This window comes from Kitasatospora sp. NPDC059599 (assembly GCF_042735125.1).
Classification (GTDB): domain Bacteria; phylum Actinomycetota; class Actinomycetes; order Streptomycetales; family Streptomycetaceae; genus Kitasatospora.
In genome coordinates, this window is the sequence record NZ_JBHWCL010000010.1 from 65,674 (window position 1) to 81,891 (window position 16,218).

A 16,218-nucleotide genomic window follows, 5' to 3' on the forward strand; every position below is an offset into this window, starting at 1 on the left:
CCTCCCAGGCTAGGTTCGCCCCCCGGCGCCCGCCCGCCCGACGGGGGGGTGCCCGCCACCGTGGCCGGGCGGCGGGTCGTGGTCGGGTCATAGGATGGGCACGCCGGCCCGTACCGGCTGCGGGCCGCGTCCGGACCGGGGTGGGCCGGGGACGGGAGCTGCTGGTGGTGAACAACGGAGCCGGCACGTCCGCAGCCGTCCTCCGGTCGGTGCGGACGCGGGGCCGGGCACTCCTCGACTCCGCCAAGGGCTACGACCCGTTGCTGCGCAACGCGCACGTGCTGACCCTCAGTTCGCTCCTGACCTCGCTCTTCGGCGCCCTCTACTGGGCGCTGGCCGCCCACTGGTACGACCCGGCCACCGTCGGCCGGAACTTCGCCGCCGTCTCCGCGATGATGTTCCTCGGCGGGATCGGCCAACTGAACCTCGCCAACGCCATGGTGCGCTTCGTGCCCTCCGCCGGGAAGCGCACCGGACGGCTGGTGGGGCTGGCCTACCTCGCGGCCTCGACGCTCACCCTGGTGTTCGCCGCCGGGCTGGTGATGCTGATCCCCGTGCTCTCGCCGGGGCTGGACTTCCTGCACAGCTGGGTCCTGGGCCCGGCCTTCGTCCTGGCCACCGCCGGCTACGCCGTCTTCAACCTGCAGGACGGCGTCCTCACCGGCCTCCGGCGGGCGGACTGGGTGGCCCTGGAGAACGGGCTCTTCTCGGTCGAGAAGATCGGGCTGCTGGTCCTGTTCGCCGCCGTCGGCGCGCAGAACGGGATCCTCGTCTCCTGGATGATCGGGATCGCGCTCGCCGTCGCCGTGACGAACACCTTCGTCTTCGGCCGCGCCGTGCCCCGGCACGAACGGACCCCGCCGAAGGCCCGCGCGGACACCTCGGCACCGACCTTCGGCTACCTCGCCGCGGACTACGCGGGCGCGATTTGCTGGCTGGCGGCGGTCAACCTGCCCCCCGTGATGGTGCTCAACCGCCTCGGCGCCGCCGACAGCGCGTACTTCTCGCTGGCCTGGATGGTGCCGTTCGCGCTGTACTGCTTCAGCTCCAACATGGGCTACTCGCTGGTCGTGGAGTCCGCCCGGGACATCAGCAGACTGGACGACTACCGGCGGGTGCTGCGGCACTCCGGCCGCGTACTCGTCGCGGCGGTCGTGCTGCTGATCGCGGTCGCGCCGCTGGCGCTGCGCCTGTTCGGCCGCGACTACGCCGACCACGGGACGGTCGTCCTGTGGCTGCTCGCCCTGTCCGCGCTGCCGAACCTGCTGAACACCACCGTCGTCGCACTGTCCCGGGCCCGGCGCCGGATGGGCGTCGTGGTGGGCGTGCTCGCCGGGCTCTCGACCGTCGTGCTGGCGCTGACCGCGCTGCTGCTGCCGGTGCTCGGCATCACCGGCGCAGGCGCGGCCTGGCTCATCGGCCAGACCCTCGTGGCGGCCGTGCTGCTGTGGCGCCGGTCCTGGTGGCTGCCCGCCCCGCCGCGGTGACCGGGCTGCCCGCCCCGCCGCGGTGACCGGGATGTCCGCCTGCGGCGACGACCGGGGTGCCGGGACCGGGGAGCGGTGCGGCCGCTCCCCGGTCGCGTGTCAGCGGCCGGCGCGCAGCACCGTGCGCTGGATACCGAGGCACACCAGGGGAAGGGCGATCAGGACGGCGGCCCAGAAGGCGCTGTGGCCCCAGAACCCGGCGATGCCGCGGTAGAGCGGCCCGGCCACCGGAATGCGCAACGCCTCCATCGGCCCGAGCGGCGGCGGCAGGGCGCCGAGCAGCATGGTGCCGAGCAGCCAGAGGGTGAACAGCCGGCGCGCCGTACGGGGCCCTGCCAGCGTGCCGGCGAACGACACGGCGGCGAGCAGCACGGTGAAGCCGGTCTGGTAGTCGGCGCCGACCAGGCCGGTCCCCCAGGACTCCGGGGTCGGGTGGTGCCCGGTGGCGGCCAGCCGCACCTCGACGGTGGCCCCCAGCAGGACCACCAGCACGAAGGTGCAGCCGAGTGCGAAACGGACGCGTTCGCGCGTGCCGGCGCCGCCCGGGCTCCAGGCCCGCGCGACCGGTGCCGGACCGCTCCGGCTGCTGCCGCCCTGGCCGGTTCCGCCCCGGCCGGTCTCGCCGGCCCTGCCACCCGCGGCCCCGGCCCCGGCTCCGGCTCCGGCAGGCCGGGTCAGGCACCGCCACTGCTCGGCGGTCCGGATCCGGGCCTCGTGGACCGTCCCCGTCAACCGGGCGGCCCGCTCCGTCAACACCACGGCCACGACGACCCCGACGGCCGCCGCCACCCCGGCCCAGCTGCCCATGCCGCCCTCGAACACCACCACCCGGTCGACCACGGCGGGCGGCGGCTTGAGCACCGTCATCGGCGGCCCCAGCCGCAGGTACCCGATCGCCCCGGCCGCAGCCGCGGCCAGGGCCAGCGTCCCCCGGCCGACCCGGGCGGGGAACACCACCAGGATGACGGCGGCCGCCGCGGCCGCTCCCAGCTGCGGCGCCACCGACCGGGCCGCCAGCTCCCCGGCGGTGCGCAGCCGGTCACCGAACACGCCGTTCGGCAGGACCGCGAGCGCGTTGCCGGCGTCGACGCTGATCCTCGCGAGCGCGCCGGCCCAGAGCACCAGCGCCAGGCCCACCAGCACCAGCAGGGCCGCGGCCGCCTGGCGGGGCAGGGCGGTCCTGGCGTTCGCCCACCAGATCCGGGCCCGGGGGGCCAGGTACGCCCGCAGGCGCCGCGCGGCCGGTCCCGGGCCGTCCCGGCCGTCCGTCCGCTCGGGCGCGTCCTCCGCGACGGCGGCGCACCTGGTCCGCAGCGCCTCGGCGGCGACCAGGGTGGCGCAGCCCGCCACCGTCCCGGGGGTGGCGCACACCGCGCGGCGGCGCAGCGCCGACCAGCGGCGCCGCACCCCGTCCGCCGTCCCGCGGCCCGTCGCGGCCCTGGCCCTGGCCCAGGCCCAGGCGACCAGCGCGACGTCCGCCACGACCGCCGCCACCAGGGCCAGGACGGCGGACACCCGCACGGGCAGCGGCAGCCGGTGCAGTGCGGTGGGCAGCGGCGACAGGCGGCCCAGCAGCCGGGTGTGCTCCTCGGGCTGGACGGTCAGCCAGACCGCCAGCCGGTAGGACTCGGCCCGTTCCTCGACGCTCAGCCCGTCCCCGGTCCGCCGGCCGCCGCCGAGTTCCCGGGCGACCCGGTCGGTGTCGGCCACCACCTCCGGCACGCGGGCGAGCGCCAGCAGCCGCCCGCAGTGCTCGCCGTGGCACTCCGGGTGGTCGCAGTCGTAGCGGGCGGCGACGGTGTGCACCGAGGCGGCGAGCAGTTCGTCGATGACGGCGACGGCGTCCGGCGCGGCGGCGATCCGGGTGAGGCCGGCCGAGTCGATCGGGCGCTCGCGGTGGACCGGGGTGGCCGAGGGTGCGAACGCGGCGCCGAAGGCGAGGACGGCGAGCGCGGCCGCGTCGGCCCGCCGGGTGCCCCGGGCGATGTCGACGGCCCGGAGGTAGTGCAGGTCGAACAGGGTGTCCCTGACCTCGTCGCGCAGCCAGGCCAGCAGCTGCTGCGCGCCGCCGTCGACGAGCCACTCCGCGGCCTCCCCGGAGCGGTTCAGCATGGTCCAGGCGAGCACGGAGGGGGCGTGGTACGGGTCCCCCAGGAAGGTGACGGGCCGGTGGGCGTAGCCGCCCACGGCGCCGGCGGCCGCGCCCTGGGGGCGCACGACGGCGGGGCTGGCGCCGTCCAGCCAGCCGGTGACCTGCTCGGCCTTCCAGCGGTGGGCGGGGTTCCTGGTCAGCAGGCCCTGGAGCAGCATGAGCCGGCGCGGGTCGGTGACGGCGGAGAGGTCCGCCTGCTCCCCGAAGACCAGGTCGTACTGCAGCACCTCGTCGCTGACCAGGAGGCCTTCCGCGTCCAGGTAGTGCGGGCGGCCGGAGAACAGCTCGTACAGCACGTTGCCCAGGCCCCACCACGGTCCGGCCGGATGGTTGGCCCCGGCGAGCTGCTCGGGGGCCATGTAGGCGATGGTGACCTGCATCTCGGGCGAGAAGCTCCGGCTGGCGGTGAGGCGGGCGACGCCGCCGAAGTCCGAGATCACGAACTCCCCGGGGCCGCCGCCGGGGCGCACCAGGACGTTGGAGGGCTTGAAGTCCACCGGGTTGCGCTGGATCCGCCGCTGCCAGAAGTCGAGCATGGCGACGAGCTCGCGGATGATCCGGTCGGTCTCGCGCGGGTCGGTGTGCCGGCCCTCGCGGTGCAGGGCGGCGATGTGGTCGGCGAGGGTGACCGGCAGGTACTCCATCGCCACCCAGGCGCACTCCGTCCCGGCGTGCTCGACCCGGCCGAAGTCGATGATCTCGGGGACGTGCCGCCGGTACGCCTCGGTACGCAGGTGCCGCAGCAGTTCGGCGTCCATGGCCTGGCCCGCCCGCGCCACCTTCACGGCGGCGTCCCCGCCGCCGTCCGTGCGCCGGACGTGCCAGACGGTGCCCTCGGTGCCCGAACCGGCGACCTCGTAGGGCTCGTACCGGTTCAGCAGGGCGGCCGGGAAGGCGCCGCCGAAGTGGCCGCCGCGGGCGGGCGCCGGACGGCGGGTGACGGTGCTCGGGGTGGCGTCGCGCGGCGGCGGGACGACCCTGGTCGGCGCGTCCGGGTGGGCGCGGAACCGCTTGAGCCTGGAGGGCGGACCGCCGGTCGGGGTGTCCTCCGGGCGGCCCCAGGGCCGCCGGTCCACCCGCGTGCGCGGTTCCGAGCCCGTCGGCACCCCGTCGGCCATCCTGTCGCTCCCCTTCCAGCCGACACCTTGACGCATCATCATGTCGCAGGCGGCTGACGGAGGTCGCCGAGTTCGACCGGTTTCGGACCGGCCCGTGGCCAAGACGTTACCCACCCCGCCGCCCTGGGCCCGGGCCGCCCGCGGACACCGCGGCGCCGGCGCCCGGCGGTGCCGCGCGGCGCCGGGCGGGCACGCAGCGCGGCCGGGCGGACACGGATCAGGGCTGTCGTTCCCGGCCGGGCCGGTGCACGCTGGACGGAACGGGGGGCTCGACGAGGAGGCGCCCGATGCCCGTGCCGGTCCCCGGTCCCGCGGTCGCCGCGCCGACGGTCGCCGTCGCGGGTCCGGCCCGGTACGTCGCGGATCCGGCCCTGGCGAGCCGGGGCCGGTCCGGGCCCGCGGTCACCGCGCCGACGGCTCCGGGGGCGCGCGGCCCGTCCCCGGTGCGGGTCTCCCCCGGCACGACGCGCCGTCGTACGCCCCGCGCGCGGCTGGGGAAGCAGGCGGGACGCCGGGTGCCTAGAGTGGGAAGGCACAGCGGCTGCTCGGCTCCGCGGGCGCTGTCCCCTCCTTCGGGAGCTCACGGGAGTCCACGAATGAACGATGCGCAGACCGCGGCGGCCGACGGTGAACGATCACCGGTGGACCTGCACCTGGCCGTGCCGGAACTGACCGACCGCCTGCTCGGACGCGCCGCCGGTGGACAGTGGCTGGACGCCTTCCTGCTGAGCGCCGGGCTGGTCCAGGTCGTCGAGGACGTGCTGGAGGGCACCGCATGGCGTCCCCGCCGACTGGTGGAGCACCTGGCGAAGGGCGGCCGGCCCGGCGCGGTCGGCGCGGCCCGGGCCGGGCTGCGGACCGCGACCGGACTGTGGCTGGCCGCGCCGCCCGCACGCCGGCTGCACGCGTGGTGCGGGCGGGCGGGAGCGCTGCGCGACCGCCTGGCCCTGCGGGCCCTCCTGGAGGCCGCACCGGCGGGGGATCCGGCACCGGACGGCCCCGACGGCGCCGGCCCGGCCGCCGACCTGCTCGCCGAACTCGCCGCGGCGGTGGCCGGGTTGGCCCGGTTGCCCGACGCCCGCATGCTGCTCGCCGGGGCGGTCCAGCGCCCCCCGGCCTGCTTCCGCAGCTTCGACCAGCACCCGCAGGACTGCGTCGCGCTGGCCCGGCTGGTCGACGCCCGCCACCCGGACCCCCACCGCCCGGTGCTGGTCCTCGGCGTGCGCACCTCCGGCAGCTACCTCGCGCCGCTGCTCGCGGCGCAGCTGCGCCGGCTCGGCCACCGGGCGGTGACGGTCGGCACCACGCGTCCGGGCGCGGCGCTGCTGCCGGGACGGATGTCGGTGGTGCACGACCTGCGGCGCCGGGGCGGCCTGCTGCTGCTCGTCGACGACCCGCCGGTGACCGGCGGGTCCCTGGCGGGCCTCGCCGCGCAGGCGGTCCGCGGCGGCTTCGACCCGGCGTCGGTCGTCCCGGTCCTCGCGACCCTCGACGACGCGGGCGCCCTGCCGCCGGCCCTGCACGGCCTGCCCTGCGTGGTCCTGCCGGGCCGCGACTGGCACGTGCGGAGGCTGCTCTCCCCCGGGGCGCTGACCACCCTGCTGCCCTCCGTGCTGCCGCCCGGCCGACAGCTGCTCGACCTGTCGGTCGGCCCGCAGGGGCCGCTCTCCCGCCGCTCGCACCTGTCGGTCGTCTGCTATGCCCGCACGGCCGGGCCGGACGGCGGGGTGGACGGCGGGGTGGAGGACGTGCCGCTGCTCGCCGAGTGGACCGGCGTCGGCTACTTCGGGGCGTACGCGCCCGCGGTCGCCGGGGCGCTGGCCGGTCTGGTCCCGCGTCCGCTCGGCTTCGCCGACGGCGTGCTCGTCCGGGCCCTCCCGACGGCCGTCCCGGGCGGCGGACCTGCGGACGGACCCGCCGACGGGCCGTCGGACCGGGCGGCGAACGGGTCGTCGGCCGGGTCGTCGGACCGGCGGGTCGTCCCGCCCGCCGAGGTCGCCCGGTACGTGGCCGCCCGGCAGCGCCTGCTGGCCGTCCCCGCCGACCGGAGCCTGCGGCTGGCCGGGCGCGACCCCGTCTGGGAGGCCGCCGCCCGCCAGCTCGCGCCCGCCTTCGGGCGCCTGCACACCGTGCTGCGCCCGGCCCTGCTCGACCCGCTGACCCGCGCCCTGCTGGCCTCCGACCGCCCCTGCGTGACCGACGGCCTGACCGCGCGTCACCGCTGGACGGCCGACGGCGCCGGCGGCTGGCACAAGACCGCGTACGCCGACGGTGCCTTCGGCCACCTCAACCTCGCCAGCTACGACGCCGCCTACGACCTCGCCGGCGCGGCCGGCGCCGCCGACGGCCCAGAGCGCGGCCCTGACGAGGGCCCAGAGCGCGGCCCCGACGACGGCCTGGTCCCGGCCCCGCCGGACGAGGACGCGGAGCTGCTCGCCGAGTACCGCCGCGCCACCGGCGAGGAGGTCTCCGCCGCGCGGTGGTGCCTGCTGCGGCTCGTCCAGGCCCGGCACACCGCCCTCCAGGACGGGCTGGAACCCACCGAACGCACCCGCGCCGAAGCCCGGCGGGCCCAGGCCCGGGCGGTGCAGCGCTTCCTCGCCGGCGTCTACCTCGCGGACCTGGTCGAGGAGCCCCACGGCCCCTGTTGCGTCCTCGACGTGGACGGCGTCCTGGAGTCCGACGTCCTCGGCTTCCCCGCCTCCTCCCCCGCCGGCATGCTGGCGCTGCGCGCCCTGCGCGCCCACGGCTACCGCACGGTGGTCGCCACCGGACGCTCCGCCCCCGAGGTCGCGGACCGCTGCGCCGCCTACCGGCTGCCCGGCGGGGTCGCCGAGTACGGGGCGGTCCTGGTCGACGCGGCGACCGGCGGCACCGAGGTCCTGCTGGACGACGGGCGCCGCCGGGCCGGTGACGGCGGGCTGCGCGGCCGGCTGGCCGCCCTGGAGCCGCCCGCCGTCACCGACCCGCTCGCCCGCTGGTGCGTCCGCGCCTCCGTCCGCGCGCCGCGGGACGGCCGACGCCGCGCCCTGGCCCCGGAGACCGTCGCCGCCCTCCTCCGCGAGGCGCCGTTCGGCGAGCTCTTCACCACCGTCCCGGGCCGGGCCCAGACCGACTTCGTCCCGCACGGCACCGGGAAGCTCGCCGGGACCCGCGCCCTGCTGGCCCGGCTCGGCGCCGACGGCCCGCCCGCCCTGGCCGTCGGCGACGGCGTCGCCGACGTGGACCTGCTCGGCTGGGCCGCGACCGCCGCCGCCCCGGCGAACGCCGAACCGCCGGTCAGGGTGGCCGGCGTCCCGGTGGCCCGCCACGCCTACCAGGCCGGGCTCGCCGACGCCGTGGGGCGGCTGATCGGGCACCGCCCGGGCGGCTGCTCGCGCTGCCGGGCGCCGCGGCCGCCCGCCGACGCCCGCGCGCTGCTGGCCCTCCTCGCGGTCCCGGAGGCCGGCCGGGCGGGTGCGCCGCTGCGCCTCGCCCGGCTCGCCGGACAGGCCGCGCGCAGCGTGGCGGCCGCACCGACCCACCGGGGCCCGGGCAGATGAGCCCGGCGGCGCAGAGGCCGGACCGCACCCCCGGGCCGCACGGCACCCGGGTCCGGTCCCTGCTGCCGCCCGCCCTCCACCGGTACGCGCCGCTGCGGCGGCGGCCCGCCCGGCTGCCGCTCTCCCCGCGGGCCCTGCTGCCGCTGCGCCGTCCGCTGCTGGTCTACGGCCCGGCCGACCGGCTGAAGGCCCGCCGGATCGCCCGCCGACTGGAACTGGACGGCACCCACACGCTGCGGCCCGGGCCCCCCGGGCTGACCGACGTCCTGGTGCTCTCCCTCGACGCCCCGGGCCGGGACCGGCTGGCGGTCAAGCACGCCCGCACCGGCCCGGCCGTCACCTCGCTCGACCACGAGTGGCGGGTGCTGGAGGCGCTCGCCGCCGACGAGCGGCTCGGCAGCTGGCGCGCCCTCGTCCCCGCACCCGTCCGCCGGGCCCTGACCGGCCCGCTGCCGCTGATCACCGAGACCTGGCTGCCCGGCACCACCGCCGACCGGCTGCTGCCCACCGGCCCGGGCCCGGACCGGACCGTCGCCGAGCACGCGCTCACCACCATCGCCGGACTGCACCGGGCCACCGGGCGCACCGAGACCGCCACCGGCCGGCTGGTGGCCTGGGTCGACGAGCCGCTGGACGCGCTCCGCGCCGGCATCCCCTGGTGCCGCACCGGGACCGGCGCCGTCGGGCTGGCGCGCGTGCGCGCCCGGCTGCGCGCCGGACTGGCCGGCGCCGAGACCACCGTCGCCTGGACCCATGGCGACTTCCACCCCGGGAACGTGCTGCTCGACGAGCCGACCGGCCGGGTCACCGGCGTGATCGACTGGGGCGGCGCCCGGCCGGACGGCCCCTGCGCCATCGACGCCTACACCTTCGTGATCGCCCTGACCTGCCGCCGCGAGCGCCGCCAGCTCGGCAGCACCGTACGGGAGATGGTGCGCCGCGGCGCACTGCCCGGACCGGACCTCGCCCTGCTCGACCGCACCCGCGCCGACCTGGTGGACCTGCGCCGGGACGGCCCGGCCGGACCCCCGGACGGCGCCGTGCTGCCGCTGCTGACCTGGCTGTGGCACATCGTGTCGAACGTGACCAAGGCCCCCCGCTACGCGCGCAGCCACTGGTGGGTGACCCGCAACGTGACCCCGCTCCTGGAGGAGGCAGCCACATGGCCGGCGACCCGGTCGTGACGCCGCTGTCGGCGTCCCGGACCCGCCCGTCCGACGGGACGACGCACCGCCGCCCCGGGTGGACGGCGCGGCTGCCCGCGCTGACGGCACGCGCCCTGCTACCGGTCTCGCTGTTGCTGTGGCTGCTGTCACTGCGCAGCGTCGACCTGGACCGGATGGGCGACCTCGGCCTGCTGCAGGTGCTCCCCGTCCTGTACTGGGTCGCGGCGGGCCTGCTGACCGCCGGCTTCGTGCTCGCCCTGCGGATCCGCAGACTCCGCCAGTGGTGGCTCGCCGCCTACGTCCTGGCCCTGATCGCGGTCGTCCACGCCACGCCGACCCTTCTCTACGCCAACCTGCGCTACTCCTGGGCCTGGAAGCACGTCGCGGTGATCGAGGCGATGCTGCGCCACGGCGGGGCGGTGCCGCACGCCGGCCTGCTGGACCCGTACAACCAGTGGCCCGGGTTCTTCGTCCTGAACGGCCTGCTGCTGCGGGTCACCGGCCTGCACTCGGCGCTCGGGTACGCGAGCTGGGGACCCCCGCTGTTCAACGCGCTGCTGCTCGCCCCACTGCTGCTGCTCTACCGGACGATCAGCTCCGACCGGACGCTGGTGTGGGGCGCCGTCTGGATCTACTTCTCCTGTTCCTGGGTGGGCCAGGACTACTTCTCCCCACAGGCCTTCGCGCTGGTGCTGTACGTCACGGTGATCGCCTCGGTGGTCCGTCGGCTGCCCGACCGGAACGTCGCGCGCGCGCCAGGCCGGGCGCCGCCGGGCGGGGCTCACCGGTCCGCGGCGCCCGCGGCGGGCAGCGGCGCGGCCGGCGGGTGGGGGCCGCTGCGGCTGCCGATGGTCCTGGTGCTGGAGGCCGCGATCGTCTGCTCGCACCAGCTCACCCCGCTGATGCTGATCAGCTCGCTGGCCGTACTGGCGGTGCCGCGCCGCAACCGCAGGGTGGTCCTGCCCCCACTGCTGGCCGCGGTCGCGATGACGGCGGTGTGGGATGCCACGGTGGCACGGCCGTACCTGGCCGCCAACCTCGGCCAGTTCGTCCGGGCGCTCACCACGCCGGACTCCAACATCACCTCCGGGTTCGCCAACCTCGGGATCGCCTCGGCGGACCAGATGATGGTCGACTGGATCGACCGGGGGCTGTCGGCCACCGTGGTCCTGCTGGCGGTGATCGCCGTCATCCGCCGCCCCTGGGTCCGGCGCACCCCGGTGCCCTGGCTCGCGCTGGCCCCGCTGCCGCTGCTGGCTGCCAACAGCTACGGCGGCGAGATGCTCTTCCGCACCTACCTGTTCGCGCTGCCCGCCACCGCGTTCCTGGTGGCCGCGCTCGTCCTGCGGCCCACGCCGCGGCCACGGCTGCGCTCGGCCTGCTCGCTGGTCCTGCTGCTGGCCCTGCTGGGCGGGCTGTTCTTCGGCTACGACAGCAAGGAGCGGATGAACCGGTACACCGGCGCCGAGGTCGCTGCGACGCAGCAGCTGTTCGCGGCGGCGCCACCGTACTCGGTGGTGGTGTCCGTGACCGGGAGCGTGCCGGGGATCTACGGCCACTACGAGGACCACCCCCAGGTGCGGCTGGCCGAGACGAGCGAACCGACCCGGAAGCTGTTGACGAAGGATCCGCTGGACGGGCTGGAGGCCGCGGTCAGCTTCACCCATCCGGGGGTACCCGCGTACCTGATCCTGAACCGGGCACAGACCGCCGAGACCTCGCTGACCGGCGTGCTGCCGGCGGACACGGTGGACCGGCTGTCCGACGCGGTCTCCCGGACCCCGGGCTTCGAACTCGTCTACCGGAACGCCGACGCCGTGGTCTACCGGTTCATCCCCAACCCGCTGCCCGGCCAGGTCACCCCATCCGCCGCACCGGCCGCCGCACCGGTCGGCCAGCCGCCCGCGCAGTCCTCCCTCCGGCCGGGAGGCGGCCCGTGAACAGCAACCCGTCCACCACCGACTTCCGGCTCGGCTGGGCCCTGGCCGCCTCCGGCTGGGTGGCGCTCGCCGTCTTCGCGCTGGCCGACGCCAACCCCGTCCGGGTGGCCGTGGCCACCGTGTTCCTGCTCTGCTGCCCGGGGCTGGCGGCCGTACGGTCGGCCCGGCCGCGGCTGGCCGCGAGCGGCGCGCCGATGGGGCGACTGGAGTCCTGGGTGATGGTGGTGGCCCTGAGCCTGGCCATCGACACGGTGATCACCGTGGCCTTCTTCCTGACCGGCGGGTTCATCAGCGGCTGGGCGCTGGCCGCGGTGGCCGGCGCCACCACGCTGCTGGCACTGCCGCTGTGCCTCCCCCGCGGCCGAGGTCCGGACGCTCCACCCCCGGGCGGCGACCCGCGTGCCCCGGAGCCGGACGAGGCCGGGGAGAACGGCGACGGCGGGGAGAGCGACGGCGGGACCAACGACGGCGGGGCGGAGAACGGTGGGGAGGAGAACGACGACAGGGCGGACGGTCGCCGGGCGGGCACCGCTCGGCGCGCCGACCGGCGACGGCGGCGCGGGGCGAGCGGGGCCGCGCTGGCGGGTCTGCTGCTGGTCGCCGGGTGCACAGCGGGCGGCGGGGGCGGCGCCGCGTCACCGTCGGCCCCGGGGAGCGCCGGTGCGGGCAATGCCCCCGGTTCCTGGCACCTGGCCTTCCAGGACGTGTTCGACGGCGACCGGCTCAACCGCTCGAACTGGACCACCTGCTACGACTGGAACCAGGACGGTTGCACCAACGCCGGCAACCACGAGCTGGAGTGGTACCGCCCGCAACAGGCCACGGTGGACGACGGCAGGCTGACGCTGACCGCGAACCGGTCGGCCACCAAGGGCAGCGACGGCAAGACCTACCCGTGGACCTCCGGCATGGTCTCCACCGGCCGGGACTCCTGGAACGCGCAGCCCCGGCACACCTTCACCTACGGGTACTTCGCCGCCGCCGTGCGCATTCCCCCCGAGGAGGGCATGTTCCCCGCGTTCTGGCTCCTACCCGAATCCCGTACCACCCCGCCGGAGGTCGACATCGCGGAGTTCATCTCCACCACCCAGTACGTCCAGATGACCGTGCACTTCACCGGGCCGAACGGCGAGGACAAGGACCAGTGGGAGCGCTACGGCCCGCAGGACTTCCCGGCGGACTACCACGTGTTCGCGCTCGACTGGGAGAGCGACTCGCTCACCTGGTACGTCGACGGCGTGCAGCGCTACCGGGTGACGGAGCCGGAGAAGATCCCGCACGTGCCGATGGAGGTGCTGCTCGACCTGGCCGTCGGGTACCCGAGTGCACCGCCGCAGAACGTCGACTCGGCCCGCATGACGGTGGACTGGGTCCGGGTCTGGCAGCACTGATCCCCCGCCCCGGCAGCGCTGACCCCGCTCGGGAACCGGCGGGTCGGGAACCGGCGGGTCGGGAACTGCGGGTCAGGAACCGGCGGGTCAGGGACCGGCGGGTCAGGGACCGGCGGGCGGCCCGCCGGCCGGGCTGCCGAGGCCGGCCCGCAGCCTGCGGTAGGCGCGCCAGCCCTTGGTGCGCAGGCGTTCCGGGAACGGGGAGACGGGTGCGCCGGTGCCCTCGACCCACTGGCCGAACAGCCGGCGCGGGGTGTCCCGGCGCACCATCAGCCGGGCGATCCGCAGCGGTTCGTCGGCCGAGGAGCTGAAGGCGTCGGCGACGGCGCAGGCGCTGGTCCAGCCGGCCTCCTGGACGCAGTGGCGCACGGCCGGGCTGGAGTAGCCGTGCGGGTAGGCGAAGGAGTCGACCGAGTGGCCCAGCAGGTCCTCCAACTGCTCCTTGCAGCCCCCCACCTCCTCGCGCAGCCGCCGCCGGGAGACGGTGTCGAGCTGGGGGTGGGTGCGGGAGTGTCCGCCGATCTCGATGCCGAGCGCGTCGAGGTTGGCGAGCTGGCGCCAGCTGAGCATCTCGGCGGGCGGCAGCAGGCTGCCCTCGGCGGAGTGGCCCGGGGTGTGCAGGGCCCCGGTCGTGACGAACAGGGTGGCGGGCAGGTCGCGTTCGCCGAGCAGGGGGGCCACGGTCCAGTAGAAGTCGGCGAAGCCGTCGTCGAAGGTGAGCACCGCGCAGTGGTCCGGCATCGCCGGTCCGCCGCGCAGGGCGGTGACCAGGCGGTGCAGCGGGACCACCATCCGGCCGGCCGCGGCGAGCCGGTCGAGGTGCTCGGTGAAGACCCTCGGCGTGACGGCGAAAGGGGCGATCCACTCGGGCGGGTCGTCGCTGACCGAGTGGTACAGGAGCACCGGGACGACCGGTGTCACGGCCCGCCTCCGGGTCGTCCCGGCGCCTCTCCGGCGGCCGGTGCGACGGATCCGGACGGCGCGGCCGACGCGGTGGACGCCGACGTCACGGCCGACGCGGTGGACCCGGAGGGCACGGCCGAGGGGGCGCGCCCGGCCCGGGGTGCCGTGCCGGGCGCAGCCGTCCCGGCCCCACCGGGCCCGCCGGACCCGGACCCGGACCCGCCGGACCGCGGCACGAGTGCCCGGACGCGGCCGAGCGCGTACCCGGCCACGGTGAGCGCCACTCCGGCGACCAGTGCGCCCGCGCGTCGCGGTCCGCCGCCGCCGGGGCGCAGGCAGCCCACGAGCGCGAGCGGCACGGTCGAACGCAGGTAGCTCCGTTCGCTGGCGAGGGCGGCGCCGGCCCCGCGGTGGCGGGCCACCGCGGCCTTGGACCAGCCCTCGGCGTAGCAGCGGGAACGGAAGTAGGCGAAGGCGGCCCGGCCCGGCGGCACGTGGTGGTGGACGACGGCGGCCGGTTCGTGCAGCAGCACGGCCCGGGGGTGGCGCTCGGCGAGGCGGAGGCAGAACTCGGTCTCCTCGCAGCCGAGGGGGCGGGTGCCGACGCGGCCCAGGTCGGTGCGGAAGCCGCCGACGGCGAGCGCCTCGCGGCGGCGGAAGGACATGTTCGCGCCGATGAAGTTCCGCACCGGGCTGCGGTGGACGGGCAGCCCGCGGTAGGAGCAGCCGACCACCCAGTCGAACTCGGGCGGGAACCAGTCCGGCCGGGTGCCGGCCTCCCAGCGGGCCACCACCAGGCCCCCGACGCCGTACACGTCCGGGTCCCGGTAGGGCGCGCACAGGCGGACCGTCCAGTCGGGTTCGGCGGCCGCGTCGTCGTCGAGGAAGGCGACCACCTCGTGGCGGGCGGCGCGCACCCCGGTGTTGCGTGCGCCGGACAGGCCGCGCCGCTCCCGGTTGGTGAGGACCCGCACGTCGGGGAACGCCGCCGCGGCCCGGCGGGCGAGGTCCGGGCAGTGGTCGACGACCAGTACGACCTCCTCGGGCGGTTGCCGCTGGGCGCGCAGGGAGTCGATCGCCTCGCACAGGTCGGCCCAGCGGTCGAGCGTGTAGGCGCACACGATGACGGACAGGCCCGGGGTGTTCACGGCCGACTCCGTTCGGTTGTCGGGAGCCACCGCGGCAGGGCGCACAGCAGCGGCACGGCGAGGACGGTGGCGGCGATCAGCCAGGCCAGACCGACGCCGACGAGGCCGAACAGCGGCAGCAGCCAGACCGTCAGACCGAGCACGAGGACGCAGTAGGCCCCCTGCAGGGCGATGATCGGGCCCAGTCGCTGCCGGGCCCGGGCGGTGTCGACGGCGACGCTGAGCACCAGGTGCGGCACGGCGGACAGGGCCAGGAGCCGCAGCAGGGCGGTGCCGTGGTCGGCGTAGTCGGAGCCGAACAGCGACAGCAGCCACGGCGCGGCCACGACGGTGACGAGCACGCCGGCCACGACCAGGGCCCCGGCGTGCCGCAGCACCCGGCGGCCGTGCTCGGCCAGCCGGCCGGGCGCCCCGGCGGACTCGACGATGAGCGAACTGCCCATGTTGAGCCCGACGAGGTAGAAGGTGTAGGCGATCACCCAGGCGAGCGAGTAGTAGGCGATCTGCTCCGGCCCGAGGGTGTCCAGGACGACCAGCGGGACGACGGTCGCCGCGGTCAGCCGCAGCAGGGCGCCGAGGTAGTCCGCGGTGGCGTAGCGGGCGAGCCGCGGCACGGCGCTCGTGGCGCTGCGGCCGGGGGCCCGGGCGGGCAGGATCCGGCGGAAGAGCACCGTGTTGGCGGTGACCAGGGCGACCAGCAGGGCTCCGGCCCAGGAGATCAGGATCCCGGCGTGCAGCGCCCAACCCGCCAGGCCGGCCAGCAGCACGATCTTCGCGACGGCGAACAGGGCGTTCTCGCCGAGCACCCAGCCCGGCCGGCGCAGGCCGGTCAGCGCACCGTCCTGGAGGACGAACAGCGTGTAGCCCGCGGTCATCGCGAGGAAGGCGAGGGCGACCGGCGGGCTGCGCAGGAAGCCGAGGTCCGGTGCGACCACCGGGACGAGGACGAGGAAGAGGCTCCCGACCACCACGTTGGCGGCCGTGGCGATCAGGTAGCAGCGGATCAGCAGGGTCCGGGTGCCCTGGCCGGCCGCGGGCACGAAGCGGATCAGCACGTCGGCGAGGTTGAGCTGGCCGATCTCGGAGATCAGCGTCGCGGCCGTGAGTACGGCGTAGCTGAGCCCGACGAACTCCGCGCCGTACCAGCGGGTGGCGAGCATCCAGAAGACCGCGCCGAACCCTGCCGTGAGGACCGAACTGGCGGTCAGTACGTGCCCGTTGCGCAGCAGCGGCTCACCGGCGGTCGCGGCGCGCACCCGGGCCCGCAGCAGGGCCGGGTACGAGCACTCGCAGGGCAGCGGCAGCGGGCAGGAGCACGCGGGACGGCCTCCGGCGGGCGCGACGGCGGGCACGGCGCGCGCGGACACGGGC

At 76.7% G+C, this 16,218-nt stretch carries 9 protein-coding genes; 5 read left to right on the forward strand and 4 right to left on the reverse strand.

Going from position 1 to position 16,218, the window contains the following annotated elements; all coding sequences use genetic code 11:
• Nucleotides 1-164: 164 nt before the first annotated feature.
• Nucleotides 165-1,487 carry a lipopolysaccharide biosynthesis protein gene (locus ACFV04_RS05905; RefSeq protein ID WP_380527073.1) on the forward strand — a complete coding sequence of 441 codons (1,323 nt, stop codon included), beginning with the start codon at nucleotides 165-167 and terminating at the stop codon, nucleotides 1,485-1,487.
• A 99-nt stretch (nucleotides 1,488-1,586) separates the two neighbouring features.
• On the opposite strand, the gene ACFV04_RS05910 is transcribed toward ACFV04_RS05905, so the two are convergent.
• Nucleotides 1,587-4,757, reverse strand: a complete 3,171-nt coding sequence (locus ACFV04_RS05910; RefSeq protein ID WP_380527075.1) for a hypothetical protein — start codon at nucleotides 4,755-4,757, stop codon at nucleotides 1,587-1,589.
• Nucleotides 4,758-5,353: 596 nt separating this feature from the next.
• Here ACFV04_RS05910 and ACFV04_RS05915 point away from each other — a divergent pair.
• From ACFV04_RS05915 to ACFV04_RS05930, 4 genes are read left to right on the forward strand one after another with little or no spacing between them, the layout of a single operon-like run.
• Nucleotides 5,354-8,299, forward strand: coding sequence for an HAD family hydrolase (locus tag ACFV04_RS05915; RefSeq protein ID WP_380527077.1), 2,946 nt, complete (start codon nucleotides 5,354-5,356; stop codon nucleotides 8,297-8,299).
• Nucleotides 8,296-9,483, forward strand: a complete 1,188-nt coding sequence (locus tag ACFV04_RS05920; protein WP_380342264.1) for a phosphotransferase family protein — start codon at nucleotides 8,296-8,298, stop codon at nucleotides 9,481-9,483. The genes ACFV04_RS05915 and ACFV04_RS05920 overlap by 4 nt, the downstream gene beginning before the upstream one ends.
• Entirely contained in the window at nucleotides 9,462-11,405 is a 1,944-nt protein-coding gene (locus tag ACFV04_RS05925; RefSeq protein ID WP_380342261.1) for a glycosyltransferase, read from the forward strand. The genes ACFV04_RS05920 and ACFV04_RS05925 overlap by 22 nt, the downstream gene beginning before the upstream one ends.
• Complete coding sequence (locus ACFV04_RS05930) at nucleotides 11,402-12,796, forward strand: family 16 glycosylhydrolase (protein ID WP_380527079.1); 1,395 nt, start codon at nucleotides 11,402-11,404, stop codon at nucleotides 12,794-12,796. The genes ACFV04_RS05925 and ACFV04_RS05930 overlap by 4 nt, the downstream gene beginning before the upstream one ends.
• Before the next feature lie 102 nt (nucleotides 12,797-12,898).
• On the opposite strand, the gene ACFV04_RS05935 is transcribed toward ACFV04_RS05930, so the two are convergent.
• The 3 genes from ACFV04_RS05935 to ACFV04_RS05945 are packed head-to-tail and all read right to left on the reverse strand — an operon-like array spanning nucleotide 12,899 to nucleotide 16,214.
• Nucleotides 12,899-13,717, reverse strand: coding sequence for a polysaccharide deacetylase family protein (locus ACFV04_RS05935; RefSeq protein ID WP_380342256.1), 819 nt, complete (start codon nucleotides 13,715-13,717; stop codon nucleotides 12,899-12,901).
• The gene (locus tag ACFV04_RS05940; RefSeq protein ID WP_380527081.1) at nucleotides 13,714-14,847 is read right to left on the reverse strand and encodes a glycosyltransferase; all 1,134 of its coding nucleotides are present in this window, start codon (nucleotides 14,845-14,847) and stop codon (nucleotides 13,714-13,716) included. Before ACFV04_RS05940 ends, ACFV04_RS05935 begins: the two co-directional genes overlap by 4 nt.
• Entirely contained in the window at nucleotides 14,844-16,214 is a 1,371-nt protein-coding gene (locus ACFV04_RS05945) for a lipopolysaccharide biosynthesis protein (RefSeq protein WP_380342251.1), read from the reverse strand. The genes ACFV04_RS05940 and ACFV04_RS05945 overlap by 4 nt, the downstream gene beginning before the upstream one ends.
• Between the last annotated feature and the right edge of the window lie 4 nt (nucleotides 16,215-16,218).